General features: G+C 59.6%; 17 protein-coding genes. 3 read left to right on the top strand and 14 right to left on the bottom strand.

Annotation, left to right across the window (positions count from 1 at the left end; all coding sequences use genetic code 11):
* Positions 1-41: 41 nt before the first annotated feature.
* Positions 42-986: an ABC transporter substrate-binding protein gene (locus AC2FFD_RS05605; protein WP_496872376.1), complete on the bottom strand. Its 945-nt coding sequence runs from the start codon at positions 984-986 to the stop codon at positions 42-44.
* Positions 987-1,204: 218 nt separating this feature from the next.
* On the opposite strand from AC2FFD_RS05605, the gene AC2FFD_RS05610 reads away from it, so the two are divergent.
* The gene (locus AC2FFD_RS05610) at positions 1,205-1,978 is read left to right on the top strand and encodes a DeoR/GlpR family DNA-binding transcription regulator (protein ID WP_257601008.1); all 774 of its coding nucleotides are present in this window, start codon (positions 1,205-1,207) and stop codon (positions 1,976-1,978) included.
* 4 nt (positions 1,979-1,982) lie between these two features.
* On the opposite strand, the gene AC2FFD_RS05615 is transcribed toward AC2FFD_RS05610, so the two are convergent.
* The 13 genes from AC2FFD_RS05615 to hutI all read right to left on the bottom strand — a co-directional run bounded on the left by AC2FFD_RS05615 (position 1,983) and on the right by hutI (position 16,306).
* Positions 1,983-2,738, bottom strand: a complete 756-nt coding sequence (locus AC2FFD_RS05615; RefSeq protein ID WP_496872379.1) for a methyltransferase domain-containing protein — start codon at positions 2,736-2,738, stop codon at positions 1,983-1,985.
* Positions 2,735-3,355 (bottom strand): pimeloyl-ACP methyl esterase BioG family protein, encoded by a 621-nt coding sequence (locus tag AC2FFD_RS05620; RefSeq protein WP_496872382.1) that lies wholly within the window; start codon positions 3,353-3,355, stop codon positions 2,735-2,737. The genes AC2FFD_RS05615 and AC2FFD_RS05620 overlap by 4 nt, the downstream gene beginning before the upstream one ends.
* Positions 3,352-4,638: an adenosylmethionine--8-amino-7-oxononanoate transaminase gene (gene bioA, locus AC2FFD_RS05625; RefSeq protein ID WP_496872384.1), complete on the bottom strand. Its 1,287-nt coding sequence runs from the start codon at positions 4,636-4,638 to the stop codon at positions 3,352-3,354. The genes AC2FFD_RS05620 and bioA overlap by 4 nt, the downstream gene beginning before the upstream one ends.
* Complete coding sequence (gene bioD, locus AC2FFD_RS05630; protein ID WP_480684939.1) at positions 4,635-5,255, bottom strand: dethiobiotin synthase; 621 nt, start codon at positions 5,253-5,255, stop codon at positions 4,635-4,637. The genes bioA and bioD overlap by 4 nt, the downstream gene beginning before the upstream one ends.
* On the bottom strand, positions 5,252-6,385 hold the full coding sequence (locus AC2FFD_RS05635) for an 8-amino-7-oxononanoate synthase (RefSeq protein ID WP_496872387.1): 1,134 nt from the start codon (positions 6,383-6,385) through the stop codon (positions 5,252-5,254). The genes bioD and AC2FFD_RS05635 overlap by 4 nt, the downstream gene beginning before the upstream one ends.
* A complete protein-coding gene (gene bioB, locus AC2FFD_RS05640; protein ID WP_254440000.1) occupies positions 6,382-7,299 on the bottom strand; it encodes a biotin synthase BioB in 918 nt (305 codons plus the stop codon). The genes AC2FFD_RS05635 and bioB overlap by 4 nt, the downstream gene beginning before the upstream one ends.
* A gap of 178 nt (positions 7,300-7,477) precedes the next feature.
* On the bottom strand, positions 7,478-8,326 hold the full coding sequence (nadC, locus tag AC2FFD_RS05645) for a carboxylating nicotinate-nucleotide diphosphorylase (protein ID WP_496872390.1): 849 nt from the start codon (positions 8,324-8,326) through the stop codon (positions 7,478-7,480).
* Complete coding sequence (locus AC2FFD_RS05650; protein ID WP_496872392.1) at positions 8,323-9,891, bottom strand: L-aspartate oxidase; 1,569 nt, start codon at positions 9,889-9,891, stop codon at positions 8,323-8,325. The genes nadC and AC2FFD_RS05650 overlap by 4 nt, the downstream gene beginning before the upstream one ends.
* A gap of 6 nt (positions 9,892-9,897) precedes the next feature.
* On the bottom strand, positions 9,898-10,947 hold the full coding sequence (nadA, locus tag AC2FFD_RS05655; protein WP_425079654.1) for a quinolinate synthase NadA: 1,050 nt from the start codon (positions 10,945-10,947) through the stop codon (positions 9,898-9,900).
* A gap of 142 nt (positions 10,948-11,089) precedes the next feature.
* Positions 11,090-12,772 (bottom strand): urocanate hydratase, encoded by a 1,683-nt coding sequence (gene hutU / locus AC2FFD_RS05660; RefSeq protein ID WP_496872394.1) that lies wholly within the window; start codon positions 12,770-12,772, stop codon positions 11,090-11,092.
* Positions 12,769-13,563 (bottom strand): N-formylglutamate deformylase, encoded by a 795-nt coding sequence (gene hutG, locus AC2FFD_RS05665; protein ID WP_496872397.1) that lies wholly within the window; start codon positions 13,561-13,563, stop codon positions 12,769-12,771. The genes hutU and hutG overlap by 4 nt, the downstream gene beginning before the upstream one ends.
* Complete coding sequence (gene hutH / locus AC2FFD_RS05670; RefSeq protein ID WP_496872399.1) at positions 13,560-15,098, bottom strand: histidine ammonia-lyase; 1,539 nt, start codon at positions 15,096-15,098, stop codon at positions 13,560-13,562. Before hutH ends, hutG begins: the two co-directional genes overlap by 4 nt.
* Complete coding sequence (gene hutI / locus AC2FFD_RS05675; protein WP_496872401.1) at positions 15,095-16,306, bottom strand: imidazolonepropionase; 1,212 nt, start codon at positions 16,304-16,306, stop codon at positions 15,095-15,097. Before hutI ends, hutH begins: the two co-directional genes overlap by 4 nt.
* An 82-nt stretch (positions 16,307-16,388) precedes the next feature.
* Between hutI and AC2FFD_RS05680 the strand changes: the two genes are divergently transcribed.
* On the top strand, positions 16,389-17,750 hold the full coding sequence (locus AC2FFD_RS05680; protein ID WP_496872403.1) for a formimidoylglutamate deiminase: 1,362 nt from the start codon (positions 16,389-16,391) through the stop codon (positions 17,748-17,750).
* Positions 17,751-17,828: 78 nt separating this feature from the next.
* Positions 17,829-18,530: a histidine utilization transcriptional repressor HutC gene (hutC, locus tag AC2FFD_RS05685; protein ID WP_496872405.1), complete on the top strand. Its 702-nt coding sequence runs from the start codon at positions 17,829-17,831 to the stop codon at positions 18,528-18,530.
* Positions 18,531-18,665 lie beyond the last annotated feature (135 nt).

An 18,665-nucleotide genomic window follows, 5' to 3' on the forward strand; every position in this document is an offset into this window, starting at 1 on the left:
GAGCGGTCCGAGAGAGCGACAGGCCCGCTCTGGCCAGTGGATTACTTCGAGATCCAGCCAGACCAGCGGTCTTTGTTGGTCTCCATCCACTCTGCAACAACGCTGTCGATTTCCACGCCATCCAGATCGGCCTTGCCGACCATGGCGCTCATTTCATCATTGTTGATATTGTAGGCTTCGATGATGTCATAAGCGCCTGGCCATTTCTCTTGCAGGCCAGACCACGCGGCTTTCCAGATCGGGCCACGCGGCTTGCCGCAATCATAGGCCATATTCGGGTTCACACCAACCGATGGGTCACTGTAGCATTCCGGCGTAAATGGCGGGAATTCTACGAACTCGCCTTCATATTTCGCCGGCGCCCAATGTGGGACGTAAACCCACAAGACAATCGGATCCTGTCTTTGATACGCGGATTCCAATTCTGCAAACAGGGCCGCGTCGGTACCCGCATGGACGACTTCGAAATCCAGTTCAAGCGCTTCGACACGCTCGTCATCGAAGCCACCCCAGGTCACCGGGCCGCCGACATAACGCCCGTTCGGAGCAGTTTCCGCCGTCGCGAATTCCTCGGCGCAGTCTTTCAACGCTTCCCAGTTCGGCAATCCCGGGCACCGTTCCTTCATGTAACTGGGGTACCACCATTCTTCGATCGCCATCAGGCCGGTTTCGCCGACATTGACGACCTTGCCGGTTCCGGTTGCTTCGTCCAGCGCCTCGCGCCCGGTGGTTTCCCAGATTTCCATCGCCAGATGCAGGTCACCCGTTTTCAGACCGGCGAACTGAGCAATGTAATCCGCCTGAACATATTCAACGTTGTATCCGGCTTCTTCCAGGATCGAACCCATGATCTTGGTATTGATCAACTGCCCCGACCAGTCATGCAGCGTCAGTTTGATCGGGTCCGAGGACTCAACGGCCCAGGCAGTTGTTGCGGCTCCGGCGGCCATGAGGGCCAGTGCGGAAATTCCCATTTTACAGTTCATAACACCTTCTCCCTGTCGTGATTTTTTTTCGATGAATCGGTGGTATTGAGTACAGACGACCACATCGTGGGGTTTTGTGTCAATAAAAACCACGTAAAGCCACATTTTTTCCTGATCTAAGCAGGTTTCTACGGCCAACCTTTTGTCTTACGTTGCTTTATGTGGGTATTGTGGTATGGCTTAACGTCCCTTATGACGATGCCATCAGAGCGCGAAACATGAACCTGCCGACCACAAACCAACGAGAAGAAGAAATCCTGCGCGCCCTTTTTCGCGCGGGCGGGTCGTGCCGGGTAAGCGTTCTGGCGAATGAACTTGGGGTCAGCCTTGAAACCATTCGGCGAAACGTCCGCAATCTGGAAGAACGCGGCATCGTGCGCAAAGTCCATGGCGGGGTTCATCTTCTCGAAGACATTCTGGAACCGTCGCTGCAAAGCCGTCTGGACAAGAAGGTTGACGCGAAAGAGAAGCTGGCGAAGGCGGTTGCCGAGGTCATCAGTGACGGGGACTCCGTTTTCCTCGATATCGGTTCAACTACCGCTTATGTGGCGCAGGCGCTTGGCAACCACAGGGATCTCTTTGTGGTGACGAACTCGGTTTTTGTGGCGCAGGCATTGGCTTCAAGAAACAACAACCGGGTCTTTATGGCAGGTGGCGAGCTGCGGTCGCACGATGGGGGCGCATTTGGCGTTGAAGCTCAGGACCTGATCAAACGTTTGAACGTCCGTTTCGCCGTACTTTCGGTCGGGGCGGTCAATGCGGACCCGGGCTTTATGCTGCACGACTTGCAAGAAGCAAACCTAGCCCGCGTCGCCATTCAAAACGCACAGGTTCGCATTGTCGTGGCCGATGGCGAAAAACTGGGAAAACGCGCGCCGGTCACATTGGAACCTGCCGACAAGATCAATCTGTTCTTTACCGATGTGAACCCGCCCGAGGACATCTGCCAGATGCTGTCGGCGAATGAAATCGACCTTGTCGTCGCCGAATAAGCGCCTAACGCTTTTCGGCGATGACCCACACCGGGTGGTAAGTCAGAGGAACCCTGCCGTCAGTTCCGAACTTCTGCACGTAGTCAGCTTCGAACCGGGCCAAGGTGGACCGGGTCCATGCACCCCGAGCCCGGCCATTAACCCCTGTACTGCGCAAATGTTTCAGCACTTCTCTGGGCGTGTCAAAGTAGGATGGCCGAACGCTTTGGCCAACCGTCAGAATCTTGAACGGCCCGTCTATGGCGGCTGCAAGGGTGTCAGGCAGGCATAGGCCCGGTGCACGGGCTGTCGATCCGATGTGCGCAAGCTCTTGATATTGCAATGGGCCAAACCCGGAAATGGCCAGCCACCCTCCGGGCTCAAGCGCTTCGGCAACCTGTTGCAGCAAACCGGCCGGATTCTCCATCCACTGGATCATCGAGGCCGACGCGACCAAATCCAGCTTTGCGGGCCATTCGACCAGGCGGACGTCTCCGGCGATGAAAGCTGCGTTTTCCGCATCTGCCGTCGCCCGAGCCTGCGGCGCGATATCGTTCAGGTAAAGATCGGGAAGGTCAAAGCTCTGCCGCAGCAACCGGGTCAGATGGCCAGTGCCGCATCCCAGCTCGAACGCCACATCAAACCGGTTCGGCGCGCCAACCCGGCGCATCTCGGAAACCAGCTTGCGGGCAACCCAGGCCTGCTGGCTGGCTGTGTCGTTGTAAGTCTGGAAGCTTCGGCTGAAGCTTCGCTGCACCTTGTCCGCCAATTGCGCCGTCATGACAGCCACTCCGCCCAGCTTTGGCCCGGTTGGAAAGGTACATGCGGAGCGGCGACGCCCTTGACCACATCCGGGGTTGCAGCCCAGGCCGTCTTTTGAGCATTGGTCGGAATGATCCGGTCCCGGTCTGATATCCAAACCCGATCAAAACCGGGATCAGGGGCCGAGCCGCGTTCGATGACCGCGTGAAGTTCCTTCCGTGCCCGCTCGATGTCCAGTTCAGGTATGTCAGCAGACAGCCCGGCGCGTCGGCAAAACTTGATGAAACTTGCCGATGACAGCTGATCCGCCGTGGCCCGGACAATATCAGGCGCGATGCCCCGGTCCGCGCAGGCAGGATACAACGTACCGCTGACGGCAACCAGCCGGTCAGGGCTAAACCCTGTGCTGGCCAGCCAATGGGCCGCGGACGCGACACCGAAGGAAAACGCAAGCATGTCGACGCGGTCAAACCCGGCCAGATCGGGCAGGGGATCATCGAGCCCGGTATAATCATCCACCAGCAGAACAGATCCGCCTCCGGTCAGCCCGCGGAACGGGGCAGCACCCAGCGCCCACCCCCCGAAGACGAGAGTCAGCCTGCTGTCATCCGATTGCGCCAGCCACCGGTGTTTCATTGCTGCCCCCCGGCCAAAGCGACCATCGCGCCGGTGATCCGGCTGAGTTCATCAGGCGAAACAATGTAAGGCGGCATACAATAGATGTTGCGCGCAAAGGGGCGCAGCCACACTCCGGTTTCAGGGGCCAGCCGGTGAGCGACAGAAGGATCAACCGTTTCCTTCATCTCGATAACGCCAATGGCGCCGAGAACCCTGACGTCTGCTACGCCCGGCAAACCGCGTGCTGGTTCCAGCTCGGTCCGCATCTGGTCTTCGATATCTGCGACCTGGCGTTGCCAGCTCCCCCCGGCAAGAAGACCAAGGCTGGCCGATCCTGCGGCACAGGCCAGAGGGTTGGCCATATAGGTCGGGCCGTGCATGAACACTCCGGCCTCACTGTTGCCAATGCCATACGCCACCTGCTTGCTGGTTACGGTAGCAGCAAACGAGACATGCCCCCCGGTCAATGCCTTGCCCAGACACATTATATCCGGGGTGATGCCCGCATGATCGGTGGCAAACAGCTTGCCGGTTCGGCCAAACCCGGTTGCGATCTCATCGAAAATGATCAGCACGTCATGGGCATCGCACATGGCGCGCGCCGCGCGCAGCCATTGGGGATGATAGAAATACATGCCGCCGGCGCCTTGAACCACGGGTTCAAGGATCAGGGCCGCGAGGTGATCACCCTTGTCGGCCAACAGTCGTTCCAGCGCCCCCAACCCGTTCAGCGCCGGGTCTTCCGGCCAGTCATCCCCCAACCGAACCTGGGGACGCGGCAGGAAGTGCTGGATCGACAAAGCGCCTCGGAACAGCCCGTGCATACCCGTGACCGGGTCACAGACGCTCATCGCTTTCCACGTGTCACCGTGATAGCCGCCCCGAATTGTGGCAAACTCGAATTTGCGGGTGCGGCCATGGGCCATTTGGTACTGCACCGCCATCTTCATCGACACTTCGACCGAGACAGACCCACTGTCGCAATAGAAAATGCGATCCAGCCCCTCGGGCAACATGTCGACCATCCTGCGCCCCAGGTCTATGGCCGGACGGTGTGTCAGCCCCCCGAACATCACATGAGGCATCTTTTCCAGCTGGGACTTCATGGCGGATGTGATTTCGGGATGCTTGTGGCCGTGGATGGCGCACCACCATGACGACATGGCGTCTATCATCTTTGCGCCGTCCTCCCGATAGAGATACACGCCCTCGGCCCGGTCAATCAGGTGCATCGCACCGGGATCGGCCACGTTGGTATAGGGATGCCAAAGGTGGTGGGCGTCAAACTCCAGCGGGGTCACAGAAACCTCCGTATGGTCGCCACGTCTATGGATGAAAACGCATCTGACAAGCTTTGCTGCGTCAGGTCTCCAAGATATGGCAAGCGTCCGAGATGTCGAACCTTGCTCATTTCGACGATGGTTTGCTCCACGTCAGGCTCCGGATCTCCGACAAAGGCAACGCCGACCACCTCGCACCCAGCGCTTCGAAGCGCCATAAGGGACAACGTGGTGTGGTTGATCGTTCCCAGCGCCGTTCGTGCGACCAGAACGACCGGGGCCTGCCATTGGGCGATCAGATCCAGATAGTAGGATTTGCGGTTCAGAGGCACCATCAGCCCCCCTGCCCCTTCCACAACCAGCGGCCCGTCCACGTGCGGCAGCGCAAGCCGGGACAGATCGATCTCAATGTCCATATCTTCCGCAGAAAGATGGGGTGAGGCAGGCATGTTCAGGCGATACGCCTCGGGCAACACGTCCACGCCGGACAAGGTGCAGACGGTTTCCGTGTCCGTTGCATCCTCGAGGCCCGATTGAACCGGCTTCCAGTAACTTGCGTTCAGGGCCGCCGTCAGGCCAGCCGAAAAAACTGTTTTTCCGACGCCGGTGTCGGTTCCGACAATGACCAGAGCGCTCATGCGGCCTCCGACTGATGGCTGGAGATGGTTGCGAACAGGGCCGAAATGTCCTCTGGACTGACATTCCCGGTGATCGAGACACGCAGACGGGATGTGCCTTTTGGAACGGTAGGCGGGCGAATGCCGCGAATGTCGAACCCCTGATGTTGCAAAGCCTGTGCCATCGCCATCGTGCGGGCCTCATCCCCAAGAACGACGGGAATGATCTGGCTGTTCAAGGCCGTGTCAGGCAACCCTGTTTCACGGGCCGCATCATGTGCATGACGCAGACGTTTGCATGCAGCAGTGACCAAATCGTCAGTCCCGGCCAGTTCACGCAGGACAGCCCGTACCAGCGCAGCATTCAAAGGCGACGGCGCCGTTGCAAAGATAAAGGGTCGTGCGCGGTTGATCAGGGTATCGATCATCGCACGCGGGCCACAGATCAGCCCGCCGGAAACTCCAAGTCCCTTGCCGCAGGTATGCAGGGTCAAAAGGTCAACGTTCAGATCATGCGCCAGACCTTTGCCATTTGCCCCGAAAACGCCCGTGGCGTGCGCCTCATCCACGATCAGAACGGCTTCGGCTTCACGCGCCAGACAGGACAGGTCCTTTAGCGGGGCCAGATCGCCTTCCATGGAATAGACGCTTTCAACAGCAATCCATACCTGACCCGGCCCACCAGCGGATCGCCACTCGGTCAAAACGTTGCGCGCATCCGCGACGTCGTTGTGACGAAAGGCACGCAGATCCGCTCGGCTCGCGCGCATCCCCTCGTGGGCGCTGGCGTGAACCAGTTCGTCATACAAAACCAGATCCCCGGCCGCCGGCAGCGTGGAAAAGATTGCCTGATTTGCCTGAAACCCTCCACCCATGAACAATGCGGCCTCGGCCCCAAAGAACGCAGCTGCTTCATGTTCCAGCGCCTCATGCTCCGGGTGATTTCCCCGCAGCAGACGCGAGCCGCCCGAGCCTACGGGCACGCCGCGCGCCAGCGCTGCCTGTGCCGCCTCTTGCAACAGGCTTGACCCGGCCAGCCCCAAATAGTCGTTGGACGCAAAATCCAGCCCCCGCGCCGGGATCAAAGCCCGACGGCGGTGCCGGGCTTCCAGTGCTTCGAGCATGGATTCTAGTCGTTCGACTGCTTTCATTCGGCGGCTTCCGTGCGGTTGTGTTCTTCAGCCGTTTCGGCCTGAAGGCCAAGTTTCGCAAACAGGATCGAGTCGGTGTCTTCTTCGGGGTTTTCCGCCGTCAAAAGAGTTTCACCGACAAAGATGGAATTTGCCCCGGCGAAGAAGCACATCGCCTGCATCTCGTCGCTCATGTCACTGCGACCGGCGGACAACCGAACATAGGCTTTGGGCATCAGAATGCGAGCGGTCGCGATGATCCGCACAAAGTCGATCGGATCGACCGGTTCGGCATCAGCCAGCGGGGTATCCGCTTGTGGCATCAACATGTTGATCGGCACCGAATCCGGCGGCGGGGTCATGTTGGCCAAAGTCAGCAACATGTCGATACGGTCACCGGTATGTTCACCCATCCCCAGAATACCACCCGAGCAGACCTTGATTCCGGCTTCCTGCACCCGGTTCATCGTGTCGATCCGGTCCGAGAAAGTACGGGTGGTGATCACTTCGGAATAGTAGCGTTCGGACGTGTCGATATTGTGGTTGTAATAATCCAACCCGGCATCGCGCAGCTGAACCACCTGGGTGTCATCCAGCATTCCCAGCGTCATGCAGGTTTCCATGCCCATCGCCTTGACGCCTTCCACCATGGCGACCAGCGCAGGCATATCGCGCGGCTTGGGCTCGCGCCAGGCGGCCCCCATGCAGAACCGGGTCGCGCCACCGTCGCGGGCCTTTTTGGCCTCGGCCAGGACACGCTGAACCTCGATCAGTTTCGATGCAGGCAGGGTGGAACCATTGCGGGCCGATTGCGAGCAATAGGCGCAATCCTCGGCGCACCCGCCGGTTTTGATCGACAGCAGCTTAGAGGTCTGGATCTTGTTCGGATCAAAGTTCTCGCGGTGCACGGTCTGTGCCCGGAACAGAAGGTCCATCAACGGGAGGTCATGAACAGCTTGCGCAGACTTTCGGGTCCAGCCGGAATGAGGGATGATCATTTTATCTATAAAACTTCCTGCAGCTTGCGTTGCCGTGGATTTATTATCGATAAAATCTGAAGGCGCAACCGTGTTGGCGCAAACGATCCCAAATCAAGCGGAAATGCCGCGCTTTTCAGAAATCAAGGCCCAGATCAACGGTTCGGGCGGAATGCGTCAGCGCCCCGGACGAGATGTAATCGACCCCGGTCGCCGCAATCGATGCGACACGGTCCAACGTCACATTGCCGCTGGCTTCGGTCTTCATCCGCCCGTCCACCATGGCAACCGCTTCGCGCAGCATCTCGTTGTCCATATTGTCCAGCAATACGACGGACGCGCCGCCAATCCTGAGGACTTCGGCCAGCTGGTCCAGTCGATCGACTTCGATCTCGACGGCCATCATGTGGCTGGCTTGCGCTTTGGCGGCCTCAAGAACCTGACGCACACCCCCGGCGGCGGCAATGTGGTTGTCCTTGATCAGGATCGCGTCGGACAACGAATAGCGATGATTGAAACCGCCACCATGCAGCACGGCCTGTTTTTCCACGATGCGTAGTCCGGGCGTGGTTTTGCGGGTACAGGTCATGCGGGCATTCGTGCCCTTTGTCTGCTGGACAAAGGTGGCAGTTTTTGTGGCAATACCGGTCAGGCGACCGGCAAAATTCAGTGCGACCCGCTCACCCGACAGGATCGAGGCCGCGGACCCTTTGATGGTCATCAGCGTGTCGCCGCGCCGACAGGGCTGGCCATCCTTGACATGCGCCTCAACCTCAAGCGTCGGGTCGACCAGCCGGAACGCAATCGTCGCCACCTGCATGCCCGAAACGACGGCATCCTCACGCGCATTCAGCCGGGCCGTATAGGTCGTGCTCGGCGGGATCACGGCGCGGGTGGTCACATCACCGTAAGCTCCCAGATCCTCCATCAGCGCCGCGCGGATGACGGGTTCGAGGATCAGTTCGGGCAGGGTCGCAAAACTCATGGTATTTCCTTGCAGGCTTCGGCGCGAATGTGCAGCGCGTCGCTAAGATACATCCGGGATCGCTTGCCGGGGCCGTCGGCAGTTTCCGGAAAGTCGGATCGCTCATGCGCGCCGCGGCTTTCTTCGCGCTGCAATGCCGCCGCGGCGATCAGGGTTGCTGTGGCACACATGTTTCTGAAGGACGGGCATGTGCCATGCTGCTCTTCGAGCGTGGCAATCCTGTGCAATGCCCGGCATAACCCGGCGCGGTCCCGGACCACGCCAACATCGCGCGACATGGTCCTGCGCAATACACTGACTGCATCGGACGTATCAGGGATGTCAGCTTGATCAAATTGAAGGGCCACATGTTCCGACGCGGAAGTGTCCGGCATCGAACGCGCAATGTCCTCGGCACAGATGCGTGCAAACACCAACGCTTCGAGCAAACCGTTCGAGGCCAGCCGGTTGGCGCCGTGAAGGCCGGTCGAGGACGCCTCGCCGCACACCCACAACCGATCCAGCGTCGCGCGGCCATCAGTGCCTGTGGCAATCCCGCCCATGTGGTAATGCGCTGCCGGAGCGACCGGGATCGCATCCCGGACCGGATCGATTCCGTTGCGCGCGCAATATGCGGCAACCGCCGGGAAAAGTTCGTTGATTTGCGCGCCCAAAGCCTTGCGGGTATCCAGCATCGGGCGGTTGCCGGCCTGCACCTCGGCAAATATCGCGCGGGCCACAACGTCGCGCGGGGCAAGCTCGGCATCAGGATGAACGGCCTGCATGAACCGCTCGCCACGCTTGTTTATCAGAATTGCCCCTTCTCCGCGCAGGGCCTCGGTCGCCAATGGGGCCGGGTCTTCACCTACGTCCATGGCGGTGGGGTGGAACTGCACAAATTCGGCGTCGGCGATCAGTGCCCCCGCCCGTGCGGCCATTCCGATGACCTGCCCGCGGATGCGGGCCGGATTGGTCGTCAGGGCATAAAGCCCGCCAGAACCGCCACCCGCCAACAATACGGCAGGTGCACGAAGCGTCACAGGCGCGGATCCGCTTTCCGTGGCGTCCTGCAAAACAACGCCCACCACGCGCCCTTCCGTCACTTCCAACGCAATGGCAAGGACCCCTTCCAACACCTGCACCGAAGGAGTTTCGCGCACTCGTTCGATCAGGGCGGCCATGATTTCACTGCCGGCCTGATCGCCCTTTACCCGCACGACACGAGCAAAACTGTGCGCGGCTTCTCGGGACAGGACATATCCGCCACCCTCGGTGCGATCAAACGGTGTGCCCAAAGTGGTCAGGTCCAGAATATAGTCCCGTGCCTCTCGCGTCACCAAATCCGCAACGTCAGGCTCGACGGTTCCAGCCCCGGCATTGACGGTGTCAACGGCGTGGCTTTCCGGGCTGTCGGCCAGGTCCATCGCCGCCGCCACGCCCCCCTGCGCCCATGCCGAACTTGCGCCTTCGCCCAGCGGGTCAGGCGAGATGATCACCAACGGTCGCGGCGCCATTTTCAGCGCAGCATAAAGCGCGCCAATCCCGGCCCCGACAATAATGACGCGATCCGTGGTGATGTCGGTCATTGCCGATCAGATGCCGAGCTTGCGGGACAGATCAATCATCGCCTGAACGGATTTGCGAGCCTTCTCTGCCACGTCTTCGGCGACCTCGACCTGGCCTTCCATCGTGTGCAGGGCATAGAGGATCTTCTCAAGCGTGATCTTTTTCATGTACGGGCACATGTTGCACGGCCCTACGAAATCGACCTCGGGCAGTTCATCGGCGATGTTCGACGCCATGGAACATTCGGTGATCAGCATCGCCTTTTCGGGTTTCTCATCATGCACATATTTGATGATACCGCTTGTTGAACCAGAATAATCCGCCTCGGCCACCACATCCGGCGGACATTCCGGGTGCGCAATCAGGCGCGTTCCGGGGTTCCATTCTCGGAAGTCGCGCAGGTCCTGTGCGGTGTATTGTTCATGCACGATGCAGGAACCGGGCCAGAACACCACGTTCTTGTGGCTTTCATTGGCCACGTTTTGAGCCAGATACTGATCCGGCGTCATGATGACCGTGTCGCTCTCCATTGCATTCACGATCTGCAAGGCGTTCGACGAGGTGCAGCAGATGTCCGAGGCCGCTTTGACCTCGGCAGTGGTGTTCACGTAAGACACAACCGGCGCGCCGGGGTATTTGGCCCGCATTTCGTCGATTCCTTCAGCAGTAATCGATTCTGCCAAAGAACAACCTGCATCCATGTCGGGCATCAGAACCGTTTTTTCGGGGCTCAGAATTTTCGATGTCTCGGCCATGAAATGAACCCCGGCCTGAACGATCACATCCTCTTCTACCTCGCTGGCCTTGATCGCCAGTTGCAGGCTGTCACCCACGAAATCGGACACACCATGATAGATTTCCGGTGTCATGTAATTGTGCCCAAGGATCACGGCGTTACGCTCTTTCTTGAGCGCGTTGATCGCCCGCACATAAGGCGCATAGATCGCCCAATCCGGCGGGCTGATCACACGATCCATACGGGCAAACGTGTCTTTCATCTCATTGGCCAATGTGGCCGATGGGGCAAGGTCATAGACGTCCGAAAGAACAGTGCGGACTTGTGCAATATCGAGCAACGGGCGAGCCACCTTTGTCAGTTGTCGTTAGCCTGGCGGGCTGCTTAACGGCTTAGCCCTAGCGGAAACATCCCCGGTTCGAAACCGGAAAATGAGACGTTAGCGCTAAGCCATGCAGACAAATTCAAAGATGAATGGCAAATCAGCCCAAAATCCCCGGAAGACGCAGCCCGTGTTCACGTGCGCAGGCCTTGGCATCCTCGTAACCCGCATCTGCGTGGCGCCAGACGCCCGAAGCCGGATCATTCCACAGAACCCGTTCGAGACGTCTGGCCGCTGCATCTGTTCCGTCGGCACAAATCACGACACCCGCATGTTGGCTGAAACCCATGCCAACGCCGCCTCCGTGGTGCAGCGAGACCCATGTCGCGCCCGAGGCGGTATTGACCAGCGCGTTCAGCAGCGGCCAATCCGACACGGCATCCGAGCCGTCCTTCATGGCTTCGGTTTCGCGGTTCGGCGACGCGACCGAACCGCTGTCGAGGTGGTCACGACCGATGACGACCGGTGCTTTCAATTCTCCATTCCTAACCATCTCGTTGAATGCCAGCCCGGCCTTGTGGCGGTCGCCCAGTCCGATCCAGCAGATCCGCGCGGGAAGGCCCTGAAACGCGATACGTTCCTGTGCCATGTCGAGCCAGTTGTGCAGATGCGTGTTGTCGGGGAAAAGTTCCTTCATCTTGGCGTCGGTTTTGTAGATATCCTCGGGATCACCCGACAGCGCGCACCAGCGGAACGGGCCGATGCCACGGCAGAACAACGGGCGGATATAGGCGGGCACGAAACCGGGGAAGGCAAAGGCGTTTTCCAAGCCTTCGTCCTGTGCCACCTGCCGGATGTTGTTGCCATAGTCTAAGGTCGGCACACCCGCGTTCCAGAAATCGACCATGGCGGCCACGTGTTGTTTCATCGACGCTCGGGCTGCCTTTTCCACGGCCTTGGGGTCGCTTTCCCTCTTGTCTTTCCACTGCGCCATGCTCCAGCCCAGCGGCAGGTAGCCGTTGACCGGATCATGGGCGCTGGTCTGATCGGTCACGATATCGGGGCGCATGCCGCCCGCCTGCATCCGCCGGTAGATTTCGGGGAAAACCTCGGCGGCATTGCCCAGCAAACCGACCGATTTCGCCTCGCCCGCCCGGGTCCAGCGGTCGATCATTTCGAGCGCTTCGTCCAGCGTCTCGGCTTTTTCGTCGAGGTACTTGGTGCGCAGGCGGAAATCGATGCTGTCAGGATTACACTCGACAGCCAGGCAACACGCCCCTGCAAAGACCGCTGCCAGAGGTTGCGCGCCACCCATGCCGCCCAGACCGCCAGTCAGAATCCACTTGCCGGTCAGGTCCCCGTCATAGTGTTGACGTCCCGCCTCGGCAAAGGTTTCGTAAGTGCCCTGAACGATGCCTTGCGTCCCAATATAGATCCACGAACCGGCCGTCATCTGGCCGTACATCATCAGGCCCTTCTTATCGAGCTCGTTGAAGTGATCCCAGTTGGCCCAATGCGGCACGAGGTTCGAGTTCGCGATCAGCACCCGAGGTGCATCGGCATGCGTCCGCACGATGGCGACCGGCTTGCCGGATTGCACCAAAAGCGTTTCATCTTCCTCCAGGTCCTTGAGGCTGGCAACGATGGTATCAAAATCTTTCCACGTCCGTGCGGCACGGCCGATGCCACCGTAGACAACCAGCTCATGCGGGTTCTCGGCCACATCCGGGTGCAGATTGTTCATCAGCATCCGCATCGGCGCTTCGGTCATCCAGCTTTTGGCGTTCAGTTCGGGCCCTGTCGGGGGATAGATGTCACGAGTGTTTTTACGAGGGTCGGTCATCGGGCAAGCTCCAATGCAGTGTCGTGGATGGCGTCAAGGATTTCTTTGAGCCAACGGCGCAGGCGGTCGGCTTTGTCGGTATCAAAAGTCCAGGGCGGCGCTTCGGCGCTCAGGTAAGCCGACTGAGCCAGCTCCATCTGGATCGCGTGCACCCCTTCCGAGGGGCGCCCATAATAGCGCGTTGTCCATCCGCCCTTGAACCGCCCATTCAGAACAGCCGTATAGGGCGAGGACGCCGCGAACTCATGCGTTATGGCTTCGATTTCCCGCGCGCAGGTCGCCCCATTGTTCGTGCCGATGTTCAAATCGGGCAAAGTACCTTCGAACAGAAAAGGAATATGGCTGCGGATCGAGTGGCAATCATACAGCACCGCAACCCCATGGGCCGCCTTCACGCGTTCCAGCTCGGCCTTCAGGGCGGCATGATACGGCGTATGGAAAGCTTCCCGTCGTTCGAGGATATCCTTTTCGGAAGGCGGGATGTCCCAGATGCCCTGGCCGTCGAAATCCGTCAGCGGCACAAGGGTTGTCGTGTTCTGACCGGGATAAAGCGACACGCCCGACGGGTCCCGGTTGGCGTCGATCACATATCGGTGGAAGGTCGCCCGAACCGTGGTCGCACCGGGCAGAAGTCCTTCATACAAGGTGTGAATATTCCAATCCGTATCCGTCAATGCCCTGCCCCGCGCATTTAACTTGGCCTCGATCGTGGCGGGCACATAGGTGCCGGTATGCGGCAGACCCAGCACAATGGGGCTTTCACCACGTGTAACTTCGACCGGGCCGCTCATGCGCCAAGTTCCGGCATGGCGATGCCCGTGCCACGGGCAATCTCGCCACTGGCAATCAGGGCCGAGGCTGCTTCGATCTCGGTCGCCACATAGCGATCATCTCCCAAGGCTGGCACCTCGGCACGCAGCCGTGCCATCACGGCCTGCAACGTTTCGCTCGTGGGCAGCGGCGCACGGAATTCGACACCTTGTGTGGCACAGAGCAGCTCGACCCCCAGAATACGTTCCAGATTGGCAACCATCTGCCCCAACCGCCGCGCGCCATGAGCCGCCATCGAAACGTGATCTTCCTGATTGGCCGATGTGGGCGTCGAGTCCGTCACGCACGGATTGGCCAGATGCTTGTTTTCGCTCATCAGTGCGGCGGTCGTCACCTCGGCGATCATGTAGCCCGAATTCAGGCCCGGGTTGGGCGTCAGAAACGGCGGCAGATCAAAGCTGAGCGCAGGGTCGACGATCAACGCAATGCGGCGTTGCGCAATTGCCCCGATCTCGGCCACGGCAAGCGCAATCATGTCCGCAGCAAACCCAACCGGTTCGGCATGAAAATTCCCGCCCGAAACGATCAGGCCGGTTTCCGATAGAACCAGAGGATTGTCCGTCGCCGCGTTGGCCTCGATTTCCAGCGTTGTCGCGGCCTGCCTCAGCACATCCATCGCGGCGCCCACCACCTGAGGCTGGCAGCGGATACAATACGGGTCCTGAACCCGGGTATCGCCATCCCGATGGCTTTCACGAATGACCGACCCGGCCAGTAGCGCTCGCATGGTCACGCCGGCCTCGATCTGCCCGCGATGCCCGCGCAGCATGTGGATTTCCGGTTGCAACGGGGCGGTCGATCCCATGATCGCATCCGTCGTCAGCGCCGAGGTAACCAGCGCGCTTTGCGCCGCCTGCCATGCGCCAAACAGGCCGGCCAGTGCAAAGGCCGTCGAAAACTGGGTGCCATTGATCAACGCCAGCCCTTCTTTGGGGCCCAGTTCGATCGGTTGCAGACCCGCTTTGGACAGCGCAACGGCACCGGGCATCACATCGCCACCGAATTCGGCCTCACCAGCGCCCATCATGACGGCAGCCATGTGGGACAAGGGCGCAAGATCGCCCGAAGCCCCGACCGAACCCTGCGCCGGGATCACCGGGGTCACACCCTTGGACAACATCCCTTCCAGCAGGGTGATCACCTCTGGCCGAACCCCCGAGGCCCCGCGCCCCAGGCTCAGCAATTTCAGAACCATCATCAACCTTGCGTGGTTGCGCGGGATCGCAGGGCCCACACCGCAGCAATGGCTGAGGATCAGGTTGCGCTGCAGGGTTGCTGTGTCCTCGGCCGCGATTTTGACGCTGGCCAGTTTCCCGAACCCTGTGTTCACGCCATATACGGCGGCCTCTCCCGCCGCCGCATCGGCGATGCGCTTGTGCGCTTCTTCGACGGCCGGGCGGCAAGCGGGATCCAGTTGAACAGCGCGCTCTTCGCGAAAGACCTGTTCCAGCTGTGACAGGGTAGCGGTGCCCGGGGTGAGGGTGAGCGTCGTCAAAATATGCCTCCGAATATGCGAGTATGAAGAGGGTTGAAGCCGATGCGATAGGCCAGTTCCGCAGGGTGTTCGACATTCCAAACCGCCAGATCAGCGCGCCGCCCGACTGAGATCTGACCGCAGTCAGCCATGCCGAGAGCGCGGGCCGCGTGGGTCGTTACGCCCTTAAGGGCCTCCTCTGGCGTCATGCGAAACAGGGTGCAGCCCATGTTCATCGCAAGCAGCAACGAGGTCATCGGCGCCGAACCGGGGTTGCAATCCGTGGCAAGCGCCATGGGCACACCGTGCTGGCGCAACAGGTCAATCGGTGGCGCCTGTGTTTCGCGCAGCGTGTAGAACGCACCCGGCAAAATGACGCCTACGGTTCCGGCCCGCGCCATGGCCTGAACACCTGCTTCGTCAAGGTATTCTATATGATCTGCCGAAAGCGCGCCGTATCCGGCAGCCAGTTTTGCGCCGCCCAAATTCGACAATTGCTCGGCGTGGATCTTGATCGGCAGGCCAAGCTCTGTCGCGACATCAAAAAGCGGGATCAACTCTTCGGGTTGAAAGGCGATGCCTTCGCAGAAGGCATCGACCGCATCGACCAATCCCTCGGCATGAGCGGCGCGAAGCGTGGGAATGCAGACCTGATGAATGTAGTCCGACGCCCTGCCCTCATAGTCCCGGGGCACCGCATGAGCCCCCAAAAAGCTGGTCAGAATGCGGATGGGGCGATGATCCGGCAACGCCCGAGCCGCGCGCAACATGTTCAATTCAGTCTTGTCATCCAACCCGTAACCGGACTTCACTTCTATGACCGATACTCCTTCGGCCAGCATCGCATCAACTCGCGGCAATGCTTGTGCGACCAGTTCCTCCACGCCGGCCGCGCGCGTGGCCTTTACGGTCGAGATGATTCCACCCCCGGCGCGGGCAACCTCTTCATAGCTCGCGCCTTTCAGGCGCATTTCGAATTCTGCGGCGCGATGGCCACCGTGAACCACATGAGTGTGGCAATCGATCAACGCAGGCGTAACCAGGCGTCCACCGAGTCGAGTCCTCGGCTGGTCGGCGAATCTTGAAGGAAGGTCAGCGACAGCTCCGATCCATGCGATTTGTCCGTCCTGAAACGCGATCGCGGCATTCGGAACCAAACCGTATGGCGCGCCGCCTTCGGTCATCGTTGCAGCGTCAAGATCCGTCAAAACCCGCGTTTGCGTCTGCATGTGACTCGCAACCTCCGTGCATTTCCTTCTTTTCTAGTACATTTCTATCATTTATATGTCTATGCATAAAATGAGGTAAAAAATGGCTGTCTTTGCTAATCGCGCATTATTGAGCACCGGTTGGACTTCGAACCTGCGGGTAGAAGTCAAGGAAGGTCTGATAGCGTCGCTGCAACAGGGCGCGACGGCGCAAGATGGCGATACATGCGTCGACACTTTGCTGCCTGCGCTGGCCAATCTGCACAGCCACGCGTTCCAGCGCGCGATGGCTGGGATGACCGAATACCGCATGGCAGGACGCGACAGTTTCTGGACATGGCGGGAACTGATGTATCGTTTCACCGCGCACCTGACGCCCGATCAGGTGCAGGCGATCGCCGCACTGGTCTATATGGAGATGCAGGAAGCAGGTTACGCCTCGGTTGGTGAATTCCATTATCTGCATCACCAGCCAGACGGCACACCCTATGCCAATCTTGCAGAGCTGTCTCAGCGGATCATGGCTGCTGCGGCCGAGACGGGAATAGGGCTGACGCATCTGCCCGTACTTTATTCCTATGCGGGGGTCGGCGAGCAGCCGTTGGAAGCGGGTCAACAACGATTTGGCAATGACGTGGACCGCTATCTGGCGTTGGTCGAGCAAGCACAAGCGGCACTGGGCGATCTGCCGGATGACTGTCAGATAGGCATTGCCCCGCATTCCTTGCGCGCGACGTCACCGCAAGATCTTGCCGGGGTTCTGGACGCAAAAAAGACGGGACCTGTCCACATTCACATAGCGGAACAACCGATGGAGGTTGCGCAGGTTCACGAGGGTCTGGGCGCCCGCCCGGTGGAATGGCTGCTGAACAATGCGCCGGTAAACCAACGCTGGTGCCTCATCCACGCCACACATATGACGGAAAAGGAAACCCGCGATATGGCGGCAACCGGCGCGGTCGCGGGGCTTTGCCCGATCACCGAGGCCAATTTGGGGGATGGCCCCTTCAATGGCGCCGTCTTTCTTGAAGCCGGTGGTCGTTTCGGAGTTGGGTCGGATTCAAACATTTTGATTTCGACGACAGAGGAACTGCGTACGCTGGAGTATTCCCAACGCCTGCGAGACCTGTCGCGGAATGTTCTGGTCGAAGGGGACGGTTCGGTTGGACAGACACTGTATTGCAATGCGGCTTTGGGTGGCGCGCAAGCCCTGGGGCGCGCGGCGGGTCAGATCGCAGAAGGGATGCTGGCGGATCTTGTTGCCATTGACAGTCAGGACCCTGCGCTTTGCGCCCTGCGTCCTGAACAGTTGCTCGACGGGTTGGTCTTTGCCGCGAAGGATCACGTAGTGACAGATCTGTGGTCGGCTGGCCGCCATCAGGTACGCCGGGGCCGTCATATTGCACGGGATCGGATCGTATCTGACTATCGGCGGGCCATGGCTGATCTCATGCCGAGGCTTTGAGCTTGCTGCCGCCTTTACGGGCTGACAAAAATGGCCTCATAATACCAATATGTTTGTACGTAATTGGATGAACACCACGTGACCGATCAAAAACATCTAGGTTTCCAGGACATTCGGGACGAAGTCGTGAACCGCATTCAAACCCGAGTCTGGCCGCAGGGCAGCCTGTTGCCCACCGAGATGGAACTGGCAGCCGAATTCGGCGTTGCACGGGCGACGGTCAATCGGGCGCTGCGGGAACTTGCCGAACAAGGCATTGTCACCCGCAAACGCAAGGGTGGCACGCGTGTTGTGACCACGCCGGTAAAGCAGGCGAAGCTGCCAATCGCTGTCGTTCGGCAGACCATCGAAGAAATGAATGCCGAATACCGCTATGCCTTGGTCAGCCGAACACTGATCGACTGCCCCGCGTGGTTGCAGGCAAAGCTGAGCATTCCCGAAGGTGCGCAGGTCATACATCTGCAATGCATGCACCACGCCGACAACCGTCCGTTTCAGTTCGAGGAACGCTGGATCAACGTCAGCACCGTGCCTCAGGTTCTCGACGAAGATTTCCTGACCACCGGGCCGAATGAATGGCTGCTGTCCGAGGTGCCGTTTTCAAACGCTGAAATTGCCTTCTCGGCTGTCCCGGCAACAGGGCATTTGCAGGAGTTCCTGGCCGTACCGCCCGGCACTCCGTTGTTTCAGCTGGAACGCACGACCTGGTTTCGCAGCGATCCCGTTACATTCGTGCGCATGACTTTCCATCAGGGATACCAGATGCGCACCACGTATTGAGGCCAACGCGCGGAACAGGTTTTGAAGGTGGTGAAAAACCTTACTGTTTCGAACACACCTTCCTTACTGCCGTCATAGCCCCTTTGACCCTTCCGAAAGATGATATTTCGATCCTAAAGCCAGTCTATCCGGTCC

Source organism: Ruegeria sp. YTSC002 (assembly GCF_059609845.1).